Source organism: Microbacterium sp. MMO-10, from assembly GCF_037148715.1.
Lineage (GTDB): Bacteria > Actinomycetota > Actinomycetes > Actinomycetales > Microbacteriaceae > Microbacterium.
The window spans coordinates 480,865-496,858 of the sequence record NZ_JBBCSV010000002.1; the positions used below are offsets into that span (position 1 = coordinate 480,865).

The following is a 15,994-nucleotide window of genomic DNA, read 5'->3' on the forward strand; positions in this document are numbered from 1 at the left end:
AGATGCAGCCCCCGCTGCCGTGAGGAGCGTTCCATGCCTTCGTCCACACCGACCGCGCCGTTCGTGATCGTCGCCAACCGTCTTCCCGTCGACCGGGTGCACGGTCCCGACGGCTCCGAGGTCTGGCGGCGTTCGCCCGGCGGCCTCGTGGCCGCGCTCGAGCCCGTCATGCAGGCCGTCGACGGGGCGTGGGTGGGGTGGGCCGGGCAACCGGATCTGGAGCTCGACCCGTTCACGGAGGACGGGATCCGCCTGCTCCCCGTGTCGCTGTCGGCCCAGGAGGTCGAGGAGTTCTACGAGGGCTTCTCGAACGACACGATCTGGCCGCTGTATCACGACGTCATCGCGCCGCCGCAGTTCCACCGGGAGTGGTGGGACGCCTACGTCCGGGTGAACCGGCGCTTCGCCGAGCGGGCGGCCCAGGCCGTGTCCGAGGGCGGAACGGTCTGGGTGCACGACTATCAGCTCCAGCTGGTGCCCGCGATGCTGCGCGAGCGCCGTCCCGATCTCACCATCGGGTACTTCCATCACATCCCGTTCCCCGCGCACGGCCTGTACGCGCAGCTGCCCTGGCGCGATCAGGTGCTCCAGGGGCTGCTGGGCGCCGATGTCGTGGGCTTCCAGCGGGCGCAGGACGCCACGAACTTCCTGACGGCCGTGCGCCGCAGGCTGAGGCTGGACGTCAAGGGATCCACGGTGTCCGTGCCCTACGGCGGCGCGCGCACGTCCGTCGCCCGGGCGTTCCCGATCTCCATCGACACGACGCCGTACCTCGAACTCGCGGCGCGCCCGGACGTGCGTGCTCGGGCCGCCGAGATCCGCGAGGGACTCGGCAACCCGAAGAAGATCCTGCTCGGGGTGGACCGCCTCGACTACACCAAGGGGATCCGGCACCGGATCAAGGCGTTCGGCGAGCTGCTGGATCAGGGGCGCATCTCCGTCGAGGACGTCACTCTCGTGCAGGTCGCCAGCCCCAGTCGGGAGCGGGTCGACGCCTATGTGCAGCTGCGGGACGAGATCGAGCTCGCCGTCGCGCGGATCAACGGCGACCACGACACGATCGACCACACGGCGATCCGCTACCTGCACCAGGGCTTCCCGCGCGAGGAGATGGTCGCGCTGTACCTCGCCGCCGACGCGATGCTCGTCACCGCCCTCCGCGACGGCATGAACCTCGTCGCCAAGGAGTACGTCGCCACCCGCGGCGACCACCGCGGGGTGCTCGTGCTCAGCGAGTTCACCGGTGCCGCCGACGAGCTGCGCCAGGCGGTGCTGGTCAACCCGCACGACATCGAGGGGCTCAAGGACGCGATCATGCAGGCCGTCGAGATGCCTCCGCGCGAGCAGGCGCGCCGCATGCGGGCGCTGCGCAAGCGGGTGCTGGAGAACGACGTGAACGCCTGGTCGCAGGAGTTCCTCACCGCCCTCGAGGACGTACGGAGCACGCGATGACCCGCCACTGGACCCCCGGAGACCTCGATCCCGCCCTCGCGGCGATCGCGCGCACGCCGCGCCTGCTGGTCGCGCTCGACTTCGACGGCACGGTCTCGCCGCACGTCGCGGACCCGATGTCGGCGCGGGCGCTGCCGGCGGCCGTCGCCGCCGTGGGGCGTCTCGCCGCACTGCCGCAGACCTTCGTCGCCTACGCGTCCGGGCGCAGCCTGCACGACCTCCGCGAGATCACCGAGCACGAGGACGGCTCGCCGATCCTGCTCGCCGGATCCCACGGCGCGCAGTTCTGGTTCCCGGACACGGGGGAGGAGACGGACCTCTCCTCCGAGCCCGCCGATCAGGCGGAGGTCGTCGCCGAGCTGCGCGCGCTGATCGCCGATCTCGACGGCGTGGTCCACGAGCCGAAGACCTTCGGCTTCGGCGTGCACACGCGCACGGCTGCGCCCGGGCAGGAGGAGATCGCGTTCCTCCGCGTGGAGAAGTGGGCCTCCGAGCGCATCCCCTCGTGGCGCCGTCGCACGGGGCACCATCTGCGCGAGTTCTCCTGGCGGGCCGAGGGCAAGGACGCGGCGCTCGCGCGCCTTCGGACGCACGTGCAGGCGACCGGCGTGCTCTTCGCCGGCGACGACGTCACCGACGAGGACGGGATGCGCACGCTCGGCAGTGAGGACCTGGGCGTGCGGATCGGCGCGGGCGAGACGGCCGCGGGACTGCGCGTCGCCGATCCCGCCGCGTTCGCGGGTCTCCTCGACGCCCTGGCCGACGCCAGGGCGAGCGCGCAATAGACTTCTTCCATGCGCGCGCAGGACGAACACGGTCGTCCGTTCGTCGTGCGCATCCGCGTCCTGGACCGCGAGGATCATGCGTTAGGCTTGACGCACGTTCGATGCGTGATCGGCACAACCGGATCACGGATCGGACGCAGAGCTCCGGCGGTCTCGCAGTCCGTCGGGCGCGATGGTGATCTGATTCGGGTCGATATCGCGGCTCGTGCTCTCGGCCCACTCGCCGGGACGCCTGAGCCGGGCTCCTACCGCGACGATGTTCGTCGCGACGTCGAGCCGACTTCCCCGCGCTGCACCCGAGGCGTTCCAGCCCAGCATTCCCGACCCCTGCGGCCCGCCCCCGGCGGACCGGGTCGGAGAGTCGTCCGCGACGGGGCATCGTCCCGCCGCTTCCGCCGATCGTTCATCACCGCAAGGAACCTTCATGACCGCTGATACCGCTCCAGCCGTCCCTCGTCCGCCTGCCCGCCCGGCGGCGGCCCCTGTTCTCACCGGCGCTCAGGCCGTCGTCCGCTCCCTCGAGCTCCTCGGGGTCACGGATGTGTTCGGCATCCCCGGCGGCGCGATCATGGAGGTCTACGACCCGCTGATGGCGTCGACCGAGCTGCGCCACATCCTCGTGCGTCACGAGCAGGGCGGCGGTCACGCCGCCGAGGGCTACGCCACCGCCTCCGGGAAGGTCGGCGTCACCATCGCGACCTCCGGTCCCGGGGCGACCAACCTCGTCACCGCGATCGCGGACGCCTACATGGACTCCATCCCGATCGTCGCGATCACCGGACAGGTGTTCTCCCGGCTGATGGGCACGGACGCGTTCCAGGAGGCGGACATCGTCGGCATCACCATGCCGATCACCAAGCACTCGATCCTCGTCAAGCGTCCGGAGGACATCCCGGGTGCCATCGCCGCGGCGTTCGAGATCGCCGCGACCGGTCGTCCCGGGCCCGTCCTGGTGGACATCACCAAGGACGCGCAGCAGGCGACGGCGCCCTTCGTGTGGCCGCCGAAGTACGACCTGCCCGGCTATCGTCCCGTGACGAAGGCGCACGGCAAGCAGATCCAGGCCGCGGCGACCCTGCTCGCAGAGGCCAAGAAGCCGGTGCTCTACGTCGGCGGCGGCATCATCCGCGGCAACGCCTCGGAGGAGCTGCTGACCCTCGCCGAGCTCACCGGCGCCCCTGTCGTGACCACGCTGATGGCGCGTGGCGCGTTCCCCGACTCGCACCCGCAGCACGTCGGCATGCCCGGCATGCACGGCACGGTGCCGGCGGTGCTCGCGCTGCAGGAGGCCGATCTGCTCGTGGCCCTCGGCACCCGGTTCGACGACCGCGTGACGGGCAAGGCCGAGCTGTTCGCCCCGAACGCGAAGGTCGTCCACGTCGACATCGACCCGGCCGAGATCTCCAAGATCCGCACCGCCGACGTGCCCATCGTGGGCGGCGTGCGCGAGGTCATCACGGATCTCGAGGCCGCGTTCCGCGGGCTCACCGGTGGCGCCAAGGGCGACATCGAGGAGTGGTGGGCCTACCTCGACGGGCTGCGTGCCGAGTTCCCGCTCGGCTACACGCCGCCCGAGGACGGCCTGATGTCCCCGCAGCACGTGATCCAGCGGATCGGCGAGCTCACCGGCCCCGAGGCGGTCTACGCCGCAGGCGTCGGCCAGCATCAGATGTGGGCGGCGCAGTTCATCAAGTACGAGCGTCCCAACTCCTGGCTGAACTCCGGCGGTGCCGGCACCATGGGCTACGCCGTGCCGGCGGCCATGGGCGCCAAGGTCGCCGAGCCCGACCGCGTGGTCTGGGCGATCGACGGCGACGGCTGCTTCCAGATGACCAACCAGGAGCTCGCGACCTGCGTCATCAACGACATCCCGATCAAGGTCGCGATCATCAACAACTCCTCCCTGGGCATGGTCCGCCAGTGGCAGACCCTGTTCTACGAGGGCCGGCACTCGAACACCGACCTGAACACCGGGCACGGGACGATCCGGATCCCCGACTTCGTCAAGCTCGCCGAGGCCTACGGCTGCCTCGCGATCCGGGTGGAGAAGGAGGAGGAGATCGACGCCGCCATCAAGCTCGCCCTCGGGACGAACGATCGCCCCGTCGTGATCGACTTCGTCGTCAGCGCGGATGCCATGGTGTGGCCGATGGTGCCGCAGGGCGTCAGCAACAGCTACATCCAGTACGCGCGCGACCACGCGCCCGCTTTCGACGAGGAGGACTGATCCATGTCCACGCATGTGCTGAGCCTCCTGGTGGAGGACACCCCGGGTATCCTGACCCGCGTCGCCGGACTGTTCGCGCGCCGCGGCTTCAACATCGAGTCGCTCGCCGTGGGCGTGACGGAGGTGCCGGGCATCTCCCGGATCACGGTCGTCGTCGACGTCGAGGAGTTCCCGCTCGAGCAGGTGACCAAGCAGCTGAACAAGCTGATCAACGTCATCAAGATCGTCGAGCTGGAGCAGAGCGCCTCCGTGCAGCGTGAGCACATGCTCATCAAGGTGCGCACGGACAACAACAGCCGTTCGAACGTGCTCGAGGTCGTGAACCTCTTCCGCGCGTCCGTCGTCGACTACGCGCCCGAGGCGCTCGTGGTCGAGGTCACGGGCGACAAGGGCAAGGTCGACGCGCTGCTGCGCGCGCTCGAGCCGTTCGGCATCAAGGAGCTCGCCCAGTCGGGCCTGCTCGCGATCGGCCGCGGCGGCAAGAGCATCACGGAGCGCGTGCTGCGCAGCTGACCCCCGCCGGCCCCTGAGCCCGTCGACGGGGCCGGCAGCAGAACTTCCCAGAACCCCAACAAGGAGAAACACACAGTGAGCACCGAGATCTTCTACGACGCAGACGCGGACCTGTCGATCATCCAGAACAAGAAGGTCGCGATCGTCGGCTACGGCTCCCAGGGCCACGCGCACGCGATGAACCTGCGCGACAGCGGCGTCGAGGTCGCGATCGCCCTCAAGGAGGGCTCGCGCTCGATCGCCAAGGCCGAGGAGGCCGGCTTCCCCGTCAAGACCGTCGCCGAGGCGACCCAGTGGGCCGACCTCATCATGATCCTCGCGCCGGACCAGCACCAGCGCGGCATCTACAGCGAGTCGATCGCGCCGAACCTCACCGCGGGCAAGACCCTCGCGTTCGCGCACGGGTTCAACATCCGCTTCGGCTACATCGACGCTCCCGAGGGCGTCGACGTGATCCTCATCGCCCCGAAGGCCCCGGGTCACACCGTGCGCCGCGAGTTCGTCGCCGGCCGCGGCATCCCGGACATCATCGCCGTGGAGCGCGACGCGTCGGGCAACGCCTGGGCGACCGCCCTCTCGTACGCGAAGGCGATCGGCGGCACCCGCGCCGGCGTCATCAAGACCACCTTCACCGAGGAGACCGAGACCGACCTGTTCGGCGAGCAGGCCGTGCTCTGCGGTGGCATGAGCCACCTCGTGCAGGCGGGCTTCGAGACCCTCACCGAGGCGGGCTACCAGCCGCAGATCGCCTACTTCGAGGTGCTGCACGAGCTCAAGCTCATCGTCGACCTGATGTGGGAGGGCGGCATCGCCAAGCAGCGCTGGTCGATCTCCGACACCGCCGAGTTCGGCGACTACGTCTCCGGTCCGCGCATCATCGACGCCGGTGTGAAGGAGCGCATGAAGGAGGTCCTCGCGGACATCCAGTCCGGCGCCTTCGCGACCCGCTTCATCGAGGACCAGGACAACGGCGCGACCGAGTTCCTCGCCCTTCGCGAGAAGGAGCAGGGGCACCCGATCGAGGCCACCGGCAAGGAGCTGCGTGCGCTCTTCGCCTGGAAGTCGCAGGACGAGGACTACGTCGAGGGCAGCGCCGCGCGCTGACCCACGGCTGACGAGAGAACGGGCGTCCCTTCGGGGGCGCCCGTTCTGTCTTCTGTTCCGAGGACGCCGAGCCCGGTCGCGCTGCGCGCGTCCTCGCTCGACGACCCCGGGGCGCGCTACGCCGGGAAGACCACGCCCTCGCCGATCACGCGCAGGGCGATGCGCTGGCCGGGGCGGGTGAGGGCCGGGTTGGCGTGCCGGATGACGATCACCGGCGGCTCCGCATCGAGGCGGGGATCCGCGCCGGCGCGGGGCTCCAGCCGGATCCGCGCCGACGTCTCCGACCCGAAGTAGACGCCCGACTCGACGGTCGCCCGGATCGGAGAGTCGGCGACGAGCTGCACCTGCTCCGGGCGCAGCATGAGCTGCACATGCCCCTGGACCGGTGGATTCCGAACCGGCACGTAGCCCAGCGCGCAGGACGCGAGGGATCCGTCCAGCCAGGCGTCCAGCACGATCGCCTCGCCGAGGAACTCCGCCACCCCGCGGTCCGCCGGACGCGTATACACGACGAACGGGTGCCCCGTCTGCACGAGGCGGCCGTCGCGCATCACGGCCACCTGGTCGGAGAAGCTCAGCGCCTCGGACTGGTCGTGCGTGACGAGGATGGTCGTCGTGCCGGCATCGGTCAGGATCCGGGCCACCGCCTCCCGCGTCGCGGCGCGCAGTCCGGTGTCGAGGGCGGAGAACGGCTCGTCCAGCAGCATCAGCTCGGGCTCGCGGGCGAGCGCCCGGGCGATCGCGACGCGCTGCTGCTGTCCGCCGGAGAGCTGGTCCGGGCGGCGATCCGCCACGTCCTGCGGCAGGGCGACGAGAGCCAGCAGCTCGGCCACCCGCCGATCCCGGGCGGCGCGGCCGAGGTCGTCGAGGCCGAAGGAGATGTTGCGCGCGACCGAGAGATGCGGGAACAGGCCGCCGTCCTGCGTCACGTAGCCGATGTCGCGGCGATGGACGGGAACCCAGGTATCGGGACCCGCGACGGAGCGGGATCCCAGCACGACCTCGCCCCGCTCCGGGCGCTCGAAACCGGCGATGATGCGCAGCAGGGTGGTCTTGCCCGACCCCGAGGCGCCGACGATCGCGGTGATCCCGCCCTTCTGCACGGCGAGGTCGACGCCGTGCAGCACGCGATGCCCGCCGTACGACGCAGTGACGCCGGCCACCTGCAGGTGCGCGGTGGGCAGGGGGCCGGTCCCGGGCGAGGGCACGGCGCCGAGCGATCCGAGGTTGCGTGCGGTCATGCGTTCTCCGCGGTCGAGGGGGCGGGCGTCGTCGAGGTGCCGGGGGAGGCGTCGGCGGTGGAGAGCACCGCGGACTGCCGGAAGAGCAGATAGGTCATGGGGGCGGAGAGCAGGATCAGGAGCGTCGCGTAGGGCGCGGCACCCGCGAAGTCGATCTCGCTGGACAGGCTCCAGAACCGCGTGGCGAGCGTCTGCACGCCGATCGGCGAGAGCAGCAGGGTCGCGGTCAGTTCCCCGGCCACCGCGAGGAACACCATCGCCAGGGCGGCGGCCGTCGCGGGCGCCACCAGGCGCAGCGTGACCCCGAAGAAGGCCCGCAGCGGCCGGCGGCCGAGCGCCTGCGCCGCTTCCTCGAGGCTCTGCGGCGCCTGTGCGATGCCCGCCTGGAGCGGCACCAGCGCGCGGGGAAGGAAGAGGAGGGCATAGGCGAGGAGCAGCAGCGCCGTCGTCTGGTACAGCGCCGGCACGAAGAAGAGCGAGACCGTGACGAGTGCGAGCGCGAGCACGATGCCCGGCATGGAGCTGGTGATGTAGTTCGTGCGCTCCAGCAGCCGGCTGAGCGCGCCGGGACGGCGCACGGCGAGCCAGGACAGCGGGAACGCGGCGACGACGGTGACCACACCGCCGCCGAGCGCGAGAGCGAGCGTCTGCAGCAGGGTCGGCACCAGATCGGGCGCCGTCCAGACCGCGGTGCCGCCGTAGGCCAGCCAGCCGCCGATGACGACCGCGGGCACGCCGAGCGCGGCGACGCCGAGAGCGAGCAGGGCGACCTGGGCCGGGAGCTGCCATCCGCGCAGCCGGATCCGGCGGGGCGGCGCTGCCGTACCCGATCCGATCCGTGCGTAGCGGGCGCGTCCGCGGGCGCGGCTCTCCAGCAGCAGCAGCGCGAAGCAGAGCAGCATGAGCACGCCGGACAGCATGCTCCCCGCCGACCCGTTGAACGTGGAACGGTACTGATCCATGATCGCGGTCGTGAACGTGTCGAAGCGGATCAGGGCGAACGCGCCGTACTCGCTGAGCAGGTGCAGCCCCACGAGCAGCGCGCCGCCGAGCAGCGCGAGTCGCAGCTGCGGCAGCACGGTCCCGAAGAACACGCGCACCGGACCGCGGCCGAGGCTCGCCGCGGCCTGCTCGAGGGAGGGATCCAGGCGCGCGAGCGCGGCGCGCACCGGGAGGTACACGAGCGGGAAGTAGGACAGCGTCGCCAGCAGCACGCCGGATCCGAGTCCGGCGAGCGAGGGGACCGCGGAGACCCAGGCGTAGGAGTTCACGAACGCGGGGATCGCGAGCGGCATCGCGAGCACCGCGCCCCACGCCCCGGCGCCCGCGAGCGACGTCCGCTCGACGAGCCAGGCGCCGCCGACCCCGATCACGGCGCAGAGCGGCACGGTGATCGCGACGAGCAGCACGGTGTTCGTCAGCAGCTCGCCGACCCGTGGGCGGAAGATCAGCGCCGCCGACTCGGCCCAGCCGATCTGGGCCGCGGTCGTGACGACGAAGAGCAGCGGAAGCAGCGAGAGCGCCGCGACCACGACGCCGGCGGTGATCACGACCCAGGATCCGGCTCCCCGGGAGACGCCGCGGGGCGGCCGGAGCCGTTGCGCTCCGACCGCCCGTCGGGAAGTGGTCGTGGTGGTGATGTCTGCGCCCTAGAGCAGGCCCGCCTGGGTCATCAGATCGGTGACCTGCTTGGAGTTCAGCGTAGCCGGGTCGATGGTCGGCGCCTGCAGATCCTCGAGGGGAACGAGCTTCGGGTTCGCGGCGACCCCGGATCCGACCGGGTACTCGAACGAGGTTCCGGTCTGCAGGATCTTCTGGCCCTCGGCGCCCGTCACGAACGCGAGGAACTTCTGCGCTGCGGCCTGGTGCTTGCTCGACTTCAGCACGCCGCCCCCGGACACCGAGACGAACGCACCCGGATCCTGGTTCTTGAAGTAGTGCAGCTGCACGTTCTTCGAGTTCTCTCCGGTCGCCGCCTGATCGCCGAACCAGTAGTAGTGGTAGATCACCGCGCTGTCGATCTCACCGGCGTTGACCGCCTTCATCGCGGTGGAGTTGCCCTTGTAGGCGACCGAGTTGGTCTTCATGGCCTTCAGCCACTCCTCGGCGGCGTCGGCGCCCTTGAGCTGCACGAGCGCCGAGACGATGGCCTGGAAGTCGGCGCCGGAGGGCGATGCGGCCCAGCGGCCCTTCCAGGACGGGTCGGCGAGATCCATCAGCGACTTCGGCAGCTGCGCCTCGGTGAGCTTCGACGTGTTGTAGGCGAACACAGTCGAGCGGGCCGCGATGCCGACCCACTTGCCGGAGGACGGGCGGTACTTCGTCGGGACGTTCTTCAGCGCCTCGTCGCCCGGCGACGTGAACAGGCCCGCCTTCTCGACGGCCGACATCGACGGCGAGTTCTCGGTGAGGAACACGTCGGCGGGGGAGCGATCGCCCTCCTGGATGAGCTGCTGGGACATCTCGGTGTCGTCGCCGTTGCGCACCTGGACCTTGATGCCGGTCGCCTTCGTGAACGCATCGGTCCACGACTTCGTGAGCTCTTCGTGCTGCGCGTTGTAGATCGTGATGGTCTGCCCGGCGAGGTCATCGCCGCCGGTGCTCGCGGCGGGCGTGGAGCCGCCGCCGCTGCAGGCGGTCAAGGCCAGGGCGACGGCGGAGGCTGCTGCCGCAGCGGAGAGCAGGCGGAGGGAACGGTTCACGGAGAGTCCTTCGTGGCGGGGGTGATGCGGAGGTCGCGAATCACATCGTAGGTAAGGCAAGCCTCACTCACCAACCTGATGACATTCCTGAGAACCGTGCGAGGTCTGCCTGAACGGGCGACAGGGCGATCAGCCCACGCCGTAGAACCTCGCCGCGTTGCCCCAGAGGACGGCGTCGGCGTCGAGGCCTCGGGCCGCCGCCCACTCCACCACCGTCTCGGCCCAGAGCCCGCGGCTCTCCGGCCGGTACTCGCACGCCTCGCCGGTGATCGCCGAGACGGGCCAGTCGCTGCCCCAGAGCAGGCGGTCGGATCCGAACGCGTCGGCGGCCGCATCGAGGAAGGGGATCACCTGGGCCGGGCTCCAGAGGCCTCCGGCTTCCGCGGGCAGCCCGGAGAGCTTCACGGCGACCCGCGGATGCGCCGCCAGTGCGCGCAGGTCGCGCAGCCAGTCGGCGTCGGGGCGGAGCGGATCCGCGGCGGTGCCGACGGACGGCTTCCCGAGATGGTCCAGCACGATCGGCAGCGCAGGCACCGCCCCGGCGAGATCGGAGACGTCGGGGAGCTGGTGGGCGCGCACGCAGGCGTCGAAGCGGAGCCCGCGCGCGGCCACGGCGGCGGCACCCGCACGGAAGGCGTCGTGGCGGGCGGTGCCGTCGGGCTCGTCCTGGAGGTTGTGCCGCACGCCGACGACCCCGGTGAGGCCGACGAGCGCGTCGAGATGCGCGGTCGTCTGCTCGCCCCGGTCGAGCCGTGCCCCCGCCACGATGCCGATCACGCCGGTGCGCGCGGCGGTCTCGGAGACCCAGCGCACCTCATCGAGGAACTCCGCCTCGACGCACTCCGCCTGCACGAAGATCGCCGCAGCCCGCTCGGCGCCGGTGACGGACGCCTTGGCGAGCTCCTCGGCGGCGTATCGCTGAGCCAGCGGTCCGTCGAGCCAGGTGTAGTCGAGGCGGGAGGGATCCCACAGGTGCAGGTGGGAGTCGAGGAGACGCATGCTGACATCCTTTCGCAGATCGCGGCCCGTGTGGCGCAGACATCCGATGTTCGCTCCAGCGCCTAGGATGACGCCATGGCAGTCACCGACGAGGCGATCGAGAAGATCAAGGCGATGATCGTGTCGGGCGAGCTCGGCCCAGGCGATCGGCTGCCGCCGGAGAAGGAACTCGCCGAGCGCCTCGGCCTGAGCCGCAACTCGATGCGCGAGGCGGTCAAGGCGCTCGAGGTGATCCGCGTCCTCGACGTGCGCCGCGGGGACGGCACCTATGTGACGAGTCTCGAGCCGCACCTCCTCCTCGAGGCGATCAGCTTCGTCGTCGACATGCACGACGACGACTCCCTGCTCGAGCTGTTCGCGGTGCGTCGCATGCTGGAGTCCCAGGCGACCGGCCTCGCTGCGACCCACGGCGATGATGAGGCGATCGCGACGCTGCAGGCGGAGATCGACGGGATCGACGCCGCCGTCTCGATCGACGACCTCGTGGCTCACGACATCCGCTTCCATCGCGAGATCGTGCAGATGACCGGCAACGGCTATCTCGCCAGCCTCATCGACAGCCTGTCGAGCCAGACCATCCGTGCCCGGGTCTGGCGCGGGCTCACCGAGCAGGGGGCGGTCGAGCGCACGCTGTCCGAGCACCGCGCCATCGCCGATGCGATCGCGCAGCACGACCCCGCCCTCGCGACCTCGCTCGCCACCGCGCACATCGCGGACGTCGAGCGCTGGCTGCGCCAGGCTGCCCAGGCCTGAGTCCGTTCCCACCGCTCGCGGCGGCTCGAACCGCTCCCGTCGCAGAAGATGTCGTTCTGAACGCCGGTCAGCGACATCTTCTGCGACGGGAGCAGCTCTTCTGCGACGGGAACAGCGGAAGCCGGTGGGGGAGAGCCGGTCGAAGCGGCCCCGGAGCCCGGCTACTCGGCGCGCAGGCGGAGCTGGGCCATGCCGCCGTCGACCTCGATGGAGGTGCCGGTGGTGGATCCGGAGGTCGGGCTGACGAGGTACAGCACGGCGCCGGCGACCTCGTCCGGTGACACCAGGCGACCGTGCGGCTGGCGGGCGTTGAGCGCGGCGCGCTCCGCGGCGGGGTCGGAGGCGGAGTCGAGCAGCCGTCCCACCCAAGGGGTGTCGGCGGTGCCAGGGTTGACCGCGTTGACGCGGATCCCCTCGCGGAGGTGATCCGCCGCCATCGCCCGGGTGAGCGCGGACACGGCGCCCTTCGAGGCGGAGTAGAGCGCGCGCTGCGGCAGCCCCGTGGTCGAGGCGATCGAGGCGGTGTTGCAGATCGCGGCGGCCGGGGACTTCCGCAGCCAGGGCAGTGCCGCGGCGGAGACGCGGGCGATGCCCGTCACGTTGATCGAGAGCACGCGCGCCCACTCGTCGTCGCCGTTCGCGGCGACGTCGCCCTGTGCGCCGATCCCGGCGTTGTTCACCACGATGTCGATGCGGCCGAAGCGCTCGCCGATGGCGGCGACGGCCGCGTCCACGCTCGCCCGGTCCGACACGTCGGCCGTGAAGGCGGCGAAGCGCGGATCCGCGCCGGTCACGTCGCGGTCGAGCACCGCGACCTCGGCGCCCTGCTCGTGCAGCTGCGCGGCGATCGCCGCGCCGATCCCCGATGCGCCGCCCGTGACGATCGCGACGAGCCCTTCCACCTGACCGGTCATGCCTGTGCCTCCCATGCGATGAATTCCTGACGCTGGCTCCCCAGCCCCTCGATGTCGATCTCGACGACGTCCCCGGCGCGGAGGTACGGGAACTTCCCGCCGAACGCGACGCCCTGCGGGGTGCCCGTGAGGATGAGGTCCCCGGGCTCGAGGGTCATGTACTGCGAGATGTGGTGCACGATCTCCGCGACGGGGAAGATCATGTCGTTCGTGTTCGAGTCCTGCCGCGGCTCGCCGTTCACGAAGCTGCGCAGCCGCAGGTTCTGCACGTCGACCTCGTCGGGTGTCACGAGCCACGGCCCGGTCGGGTTGAACCCGAAGGCCGCCTTGCCCTTGGACCACTGCCCGCCGGAGACCTCCATCTGGAAGGCCCGCTCCGAGACGTCGTTGCACACCACGTATCCGGCGATGTGCGCCGCGGAGTCGGCGGGGGAGTCGAGGTAGGCGGCGCGGGATCCGATCACGACGCCGAGCTCCACCTCCCAGTCCGTCTTCTCGCTGCCGCGCGGGATCGTCACCGCGTCGTCGGGACCCACGACGGTGTTCGGCGTCTTCAGGAACAGGATCGGCACGGTGGGCGGCTCCGCGCCCGACTCGCGGGCGTGGGCGGCGTAGTTCTGCCCGACGCAGATCACGGCGCTGGGGCGCGCGATCGGCGCTCCGATGCGCTGCGCGGCGGCGTCGGCCAGTTCGGGGAGGGCTCCGGCATCCAGGGCGGCACGCGTGCGGCCCACCGGGTCGGCGGCGAGGAAGTCGCCGTTCACATCGGAGGTCACGGGCCGAAGATCGTAGGTACGGCCCTCGGCGATGACGACCGGGATCTCGGATCCGGGGTCGCCCAGACGCGCGAACTTCATGATTCTCCTGCCTTCTCAGAGGGATGGGTGGATCCGCCGCCGGAACGACGTGAGCGGATGCATCCCGCGTTGACAGTATAGACATCCGATGTTTACACTCCAACTGTCGGGGCCCATGACGGCCTTCCGCGCCACCGCCCCGACTTCGGCCCAGAACAGGAGAACCGTGAGCCGCATCGTCGCGCTGGAGACCAGCGACATCCGATTCCCCACCTCGCTCAGCCTCGACGGCTCCGACGCGATGAACCCCGACCCCGACTACTCCGCGGCCTACGTGATCGTGCGCACCGACGCGGCCGACGGCATCGACGGGCACGCGTTCGTTTTCACGATCGGCCGCGGCAACGACGTGCAGGTCGCGGGCATCGACGCGCTCGCCGGGCATCTCGTGGGCCGCGAGCTGGAGCCGCTGCTCGACGACATGGGCGGCACGTTCCGGGAGATCATCGGCGACTCGCAGCTGCGCTGGCTCGGCCCGGAGAAGGGCGTCATGCACATGGCGATCGGCGCCGTGATCAACGCGCTGTGGGACATCAAGGCCAAGCGCGCCGGGCTTCCGCTCTGGCAGCTCCTCTCCCGGATGACGCCGGAGCAGCTCGTCGATCTCGTCGACTTCCGCTACCTCACCAACGCGCTCACCCGCGAGGACGCCCTGGCGATCCTGCGCGCCGCCGAGCCCGGCCGCGCCGAGCGGGAGCAGCAGCTGCTCGCGACCGGGTACCCGGGCTACACGACGAGTCCCGGCTGGCTGGGCTACTCGGACGAGAAGCTCGAGCGCCTCGCCCGGGAGGCGATGGCCGACGGGTTCACGCAGATCAAGCTCAAGGTCGGCGCCGACCTCGACGACGACATCCGGCGGTTCCGCAAGGCCCGCGAGGTGTGCGGGCCCGACTTCCCGATCGCGATCGACGCCAACCAGCGCTGGGAGGTCTCCGAGGCGATCGCCTGGGTGAACGCGCTCGCCGAGTTCCGTCCCGCGTGGATCGAGGAGCCGACGAGCCCCGACGACGTGCTCGGGCACGCCGAGATCGCCCGTGGCGTGGCGCCGATCCGCGTCGCGACCGGCGAGCACGCGCAGAACCGGATGATCTTCAAGCAGCTGCTGCAGGCCGAGGCCATCCAGGTCATGCAGATCGACGCGGTGCGCGTGGCCGGCGTGAACGAGAACATCGCGAACCTGCTGCTCGCCGCGAAGTTCGGCGTGCCGGTGTGCCCGCACGCCGGCGGCGTCGGCCTGTGCGAGGCCGTGCAGCACCTCTCCATGTTCGACTTCGTCGCCGTCTCCGGAAGCCGCGAAGGGCGCATGATCGAGTACGTGGACCACCTGCACGAGCACTTCGCGGTGCCGACCGACATCCGCGGCGGTTCCTACACGGCTCCGACGGAGCCCGGCAACGGCATGGAGATGAAGGCGGCGAGCCGCGCGGAGTTCACCTGGAACGGCGAGCACCGGGAGGCGGGCGCGCATGTCTGAGTCCGTCGACGCCACGACGCGGCCCGGCGTCCCGGCTCTGGGATACGGCGCCGCGAACGTCGGCAACCTGTTCCGCGCGCTGACCGACGACGAGGCCTGGGCCGTGCTGGACGCGGCCTGGGAGAGCGGGATCCGCCTCTACGACACGGCCCCGCACTACGGGCTCGGGCTCTCGGAGCGACGTCTCGGCGCCTTCCTGCAGACCAAGCCGCGTGACGAGTACGTGCTCTCCACCAAGGCGGGCCGCCTGCTCCGCCCGAATCCCGGCCACGTCGCGGGCGGTCTCGACACCGACAACGACTTCTTCGTGCCGGACGACCTGCAGCGCGTCTGGGACTTCTCGGACGCGGGGATCCGCGCGAGCCTCGACGAGTCGCGCGAGCGCCTCGGGATCGAGCGCATCGACATCCTCTACCTGCACGACCCGGAACGGCACGACCTGGATCTGGCGCTCTCCGAGGCGTTCCCCGCGCTCGAGGCGCTGCGTGCCCAGGGGGAGGTCGGCCGGATCGGCATCGGATCCATGACGGCCGCGGCCCTGACCGCCGCGGTGCGCTCCGCCGACCTCGACACGATCATGGTCGCCGGGCGCTACACCCTGCTCGAGCAGCCTGCGGCGGCGGACGTGATCCCGGCCTGCGCCGAGCGCGGGACCGACATCGTCGCCGCCTCGGTCTTCAACTCGGGCCTGCTCGCGCAGAGCGAGCCGCGCCGCGACGGTCGCTACGAGTACGGCGCGCTGCCGGAGGAGCTCTGGCAGCGTCTCACCCGGATCGCGGACATCTGCCGCGCGCACGGGGTCCCGCTGCCCGCGGCCGCGATACAGTACCCGCTGCAGTCCCCGGTCGTGACGTCGGTCGTGGTGGGCGGGAGCCGTCCGGAGCAGCTGCGCCAGAACGCGCAGCTCGCCGCCCTCGACATCCCCGCGGACCTCTGGCGCGAGCTCGCGGCCGAAGCTCTCATCCCTTCCTGA

The 15,994-nt window shown here is 70.9% G+C and carries 14 protein-coding genes; 8 read left to right on the forward strand and 6 right to left on the reverse strand.

Features of this window, described 5'->3' with window-relative positions; genetic code table 11:
* Positions 1 to 33: 33 nt before the first annotated feature.
* The 5 genes from WFJ17_RS06680 (at position 34) to ilvC (ending at position 6,081) form a co-directional block, all read left to right on the forward strand.
* Entirely contained in the window at positions 34 to 1,452 is a 1,419-nt protein-coding gene (locus WFJ17_RS06680) for an alpha,alpha-trehalose-phosphate synthase (UDP-forming) (RefSeq protein WP_336629655.1), read from the forward strand.
* Positions 1,449 to 2,237: a trehalose-phosphatase gene (gene otsB / locus WFJ17_RS06685; RefSeq protein WP_336648002.1), complete on the forward strand. Its 789-nt coding sequence runs from the start codon at positions 1,449 to 1,451 to the stop codon at positions 2,235 to 2,237. Before WFJ17_RS06680 ends, otsB begins: the two co-directional genes overlap by 4 nt.
* Before the next feature lie 424 nt (positions 2,238 to 2,661).
* Complete coding sequence (locus WFJ17_RS06690; RefSeq protein ID WP_336648003.1) at positions 2,662 to 4,464, forward strand: acetolactate synthase large subunit; 1,803 nt, start codon at positions 2,662 to 2,664, stop codon at positions 4,462 to 4,464.
* A gap of 3 nt (positions 4,465 to 4,467) precedes the next feature.
* A complete protein-coding gene (gene ilvN / locus WFJ17_RS06695; protein ID WP_251444389.1) occupies positions 4,468 to 4,977 on the forward strand; it encodes an acetolactate synthase small subunit in 510 nt (169 codons plus the stop codon).
* A gap of 75 nt (positions 4,978 to 5,052) precedes the next feature.
* Positions 5,053 to 6,081 (forward strand): ketol-acid reductoisomerase, encoded by a 1,029-nt coding sequence (gene ilvC / locus WFJ17_RS06700; RefSeq protein WP_251444382.1) that lies wholly within the window; start codon positions 5,053 to 5,055, stop codon positions 6,079 to 6,081.
* Between the two features lie 116 nt (positions 6,082 to 6,197).
* Here the strand turns inward: ilvC and WFJ17_RS06705 are convergent, their stop codons facing one another.
* The 4 genes from WFJ17_RS06705 to WFJ17_RS06720 form a co-directional block, all read right to left on the reverse strand.
* Entirely contained in the window at positions 6,198 to 7,322 is a 1,125-nt protein-coding gene (locus WFJ17_RS06705; protein ID WP_336648004.1) for an ABC transporter ATP-binding protein, read from the reverse strand.
* Positions 7,319 to 8,962, reverse strand: a complete 1,644-nt coding sequence (locus WFJ17_RS06710) for an ABC transporter permease (RefSeq protein WP_442927976.1) — start codon at positions 8,960 to 8,962, stop codon at positions 7,319 to 7,321. The genes WFJ17_RS06705 and WFJ17_RS06710 overlap by 4 nt, the downstream gene beginning before the upstream one ends.
* 9 nt (positions 8,963 to 8,971) lie before the next feature.
* Positions 8,972 to 10,024, reverse strand: a complete 1,053-nt coding sequence (locus WFJ17_RS06715) for an iron ABC transporter substrate-binding protein (RefSeq protein ID WP_336648006.1) — start codon at positions 10,022 to 10,024, stop codon at positions 8,972 to 8,974.
* Between the two features lie 129 nt (positions 10,025 to 10,153).
* A complete protein-coding gene (locus tag WFJ17_RS06720; protein WP_336648007.1) occupies positions 10,154 to 11,023 on the reverse strand; it encodes an amidohydrolase family protein in 870 nt (289 codons plus the stop codon).
* A gap of 75 nt (positions 11,024 to 11,098) precedes the next feature.
* On the opposite strand from WFJ17_RS06720, the gene WFJ17_RS06725 reads away from it, so the two are divergent.
* A complete protein-coding gene (locus tag WFJ17_RS06725) occupies positions 11,099 to 11,776 on the forward strand; it encodes a FadR/GntR family transcriptional regulator (RefSeq protein ID WP_336648008.1) in 678 nt (225 codons plus the stop codon).
* Positions 11,777 to 11,937: 161 nt separating this feature from the next.
* On the opposite strand, the gene WFJ17_RS06730 is transcribed toward WFJ17_RS06725, so the two are convergent.
* Complete coding sequence (locus WFJ17_RS06730; RefSeq protein ID WP_251444370.1) at positions 11,938 to 12,690, reverse strand: SDR family NAD(P)-dependent oxidoreductase; 753 nt, start codon at positions 12,688 to 12,690, stop codon at positions 11,938 to 11,940.
* Entirely contained in the window at positions 12,687 to 13,547 is an 861-nt protein-coding gene (locus WFJ17_RS06735; RefSeq protein WP_292880672.1) for a fumarylacetoacetate hydrolase family protein, read from the reverse strand. The genes WFJ17_RS06730 and WFJ17_RS06735 overlap by 4 nt, the downstream gene beginning before the upstream one ends.
* Before the next feature lie 166 nt (positions 13,548 to 13,713).
* On the opposite strand from WFJ17_RS06735, the gene WFJ17_RS06740 reads away from it, so the two are divergent.
* Together WFJ17_RS06740 and WFJ17_RS06745 are read left to right on the forward strand one after the other, a co-directional pair.
* Positions 13,714 to 15,021, forward strand: a complete 1,308-nt coding sequence (locus WFJ17_RS06740) for an L-fuconate dehydratase (protein ID WP_336648009.1) — start codon at positions 13,714 to 13,716, stop codon at positions 15,019 to 15,021.
* Positions 15,014 to 15,994, forward strand: a complete 981-nt coding sequence (locus tag WFJ17_RS06745) for an aldo/keto reductase (RefSeq protein WP_251444367.1) — start codon at positions 15,014 to 15,016, stop codon at positions 15,992 to 15,994. Before WFJ17_RS06740 ends, WFJ17_RS06745 begins: the two co-directional genes overlap by 8 nt.

Coding starts and splice junctions, on each gene's coding strand:
- WFJ17_RS06680 (WP_336629655.1), top strand. CDS start 34: ATGCCTTCGTCCACACCGACCGCGCCGTTCGTGATCGTCGCCAACCGT.
- otsB (WP_336648002.1), top strand. CDS start 1,449: ATGACCCGCCACTGGACCCCCGGAGACCTCGATCCCGCCCTCGCGGCG.
- WFJ17_RS06690 (WP_336648003.1), top strand. CDS start 2,662: ATGACCGCTGATACCGCTCCAGCCGTCCCTCGTCCGCCTGCCCGCCCG.
- ilvN (WP_251444389.1), top strand. CDS start 4,468: ATGTCCACGCATGTGCTGAGCCTCCTGGTGGAGGACACCCCGGGTATC.
- WFJ17_RS06705 (WP_336648004.1), bottom strand. CDS start 7,322: ATGACCGCACGCAACCTCGGATCGCTCGGCGCCGTGCCCTCGCCCGGG.
- WFJ17_RS06720 (WP_336648007.1), bottom strand. CDS start 11,023: ATGCGTCTCCTCGACTCCCACCTGCACCTGTGGGATCCCTCCCGCCTC.
- WFJ17_RS06725 (WP_336648008.1), top strand. CDS start 11,099: ATGGCAGTCACCGACGAGGCGATCGAGAAGATCAAGGCGATGATCGTG.
- WFJ17_RS06730 (WP_251444370.1), bottom strand. CDS start 12,690: ATGACCGGTCAGGTGGAAGGGCTCGTCGCGATCGTCACGGGCGGCGCA.
- WFJ17_RS06735 (WP_292880672.1), bottom strand. CDS start 13,547: ATGAAGTTCGCGCGTCTGGGCGACCCCGGATCCGAGATCCCGGTCGTC.
- WFJ17_RS06745 (WP_251444367.1), top strand. CDS start 15,014: ATGTCTGAGTCCGTCGACGCCACGACGCGGCCCGGCGTCCCGGCTCTG.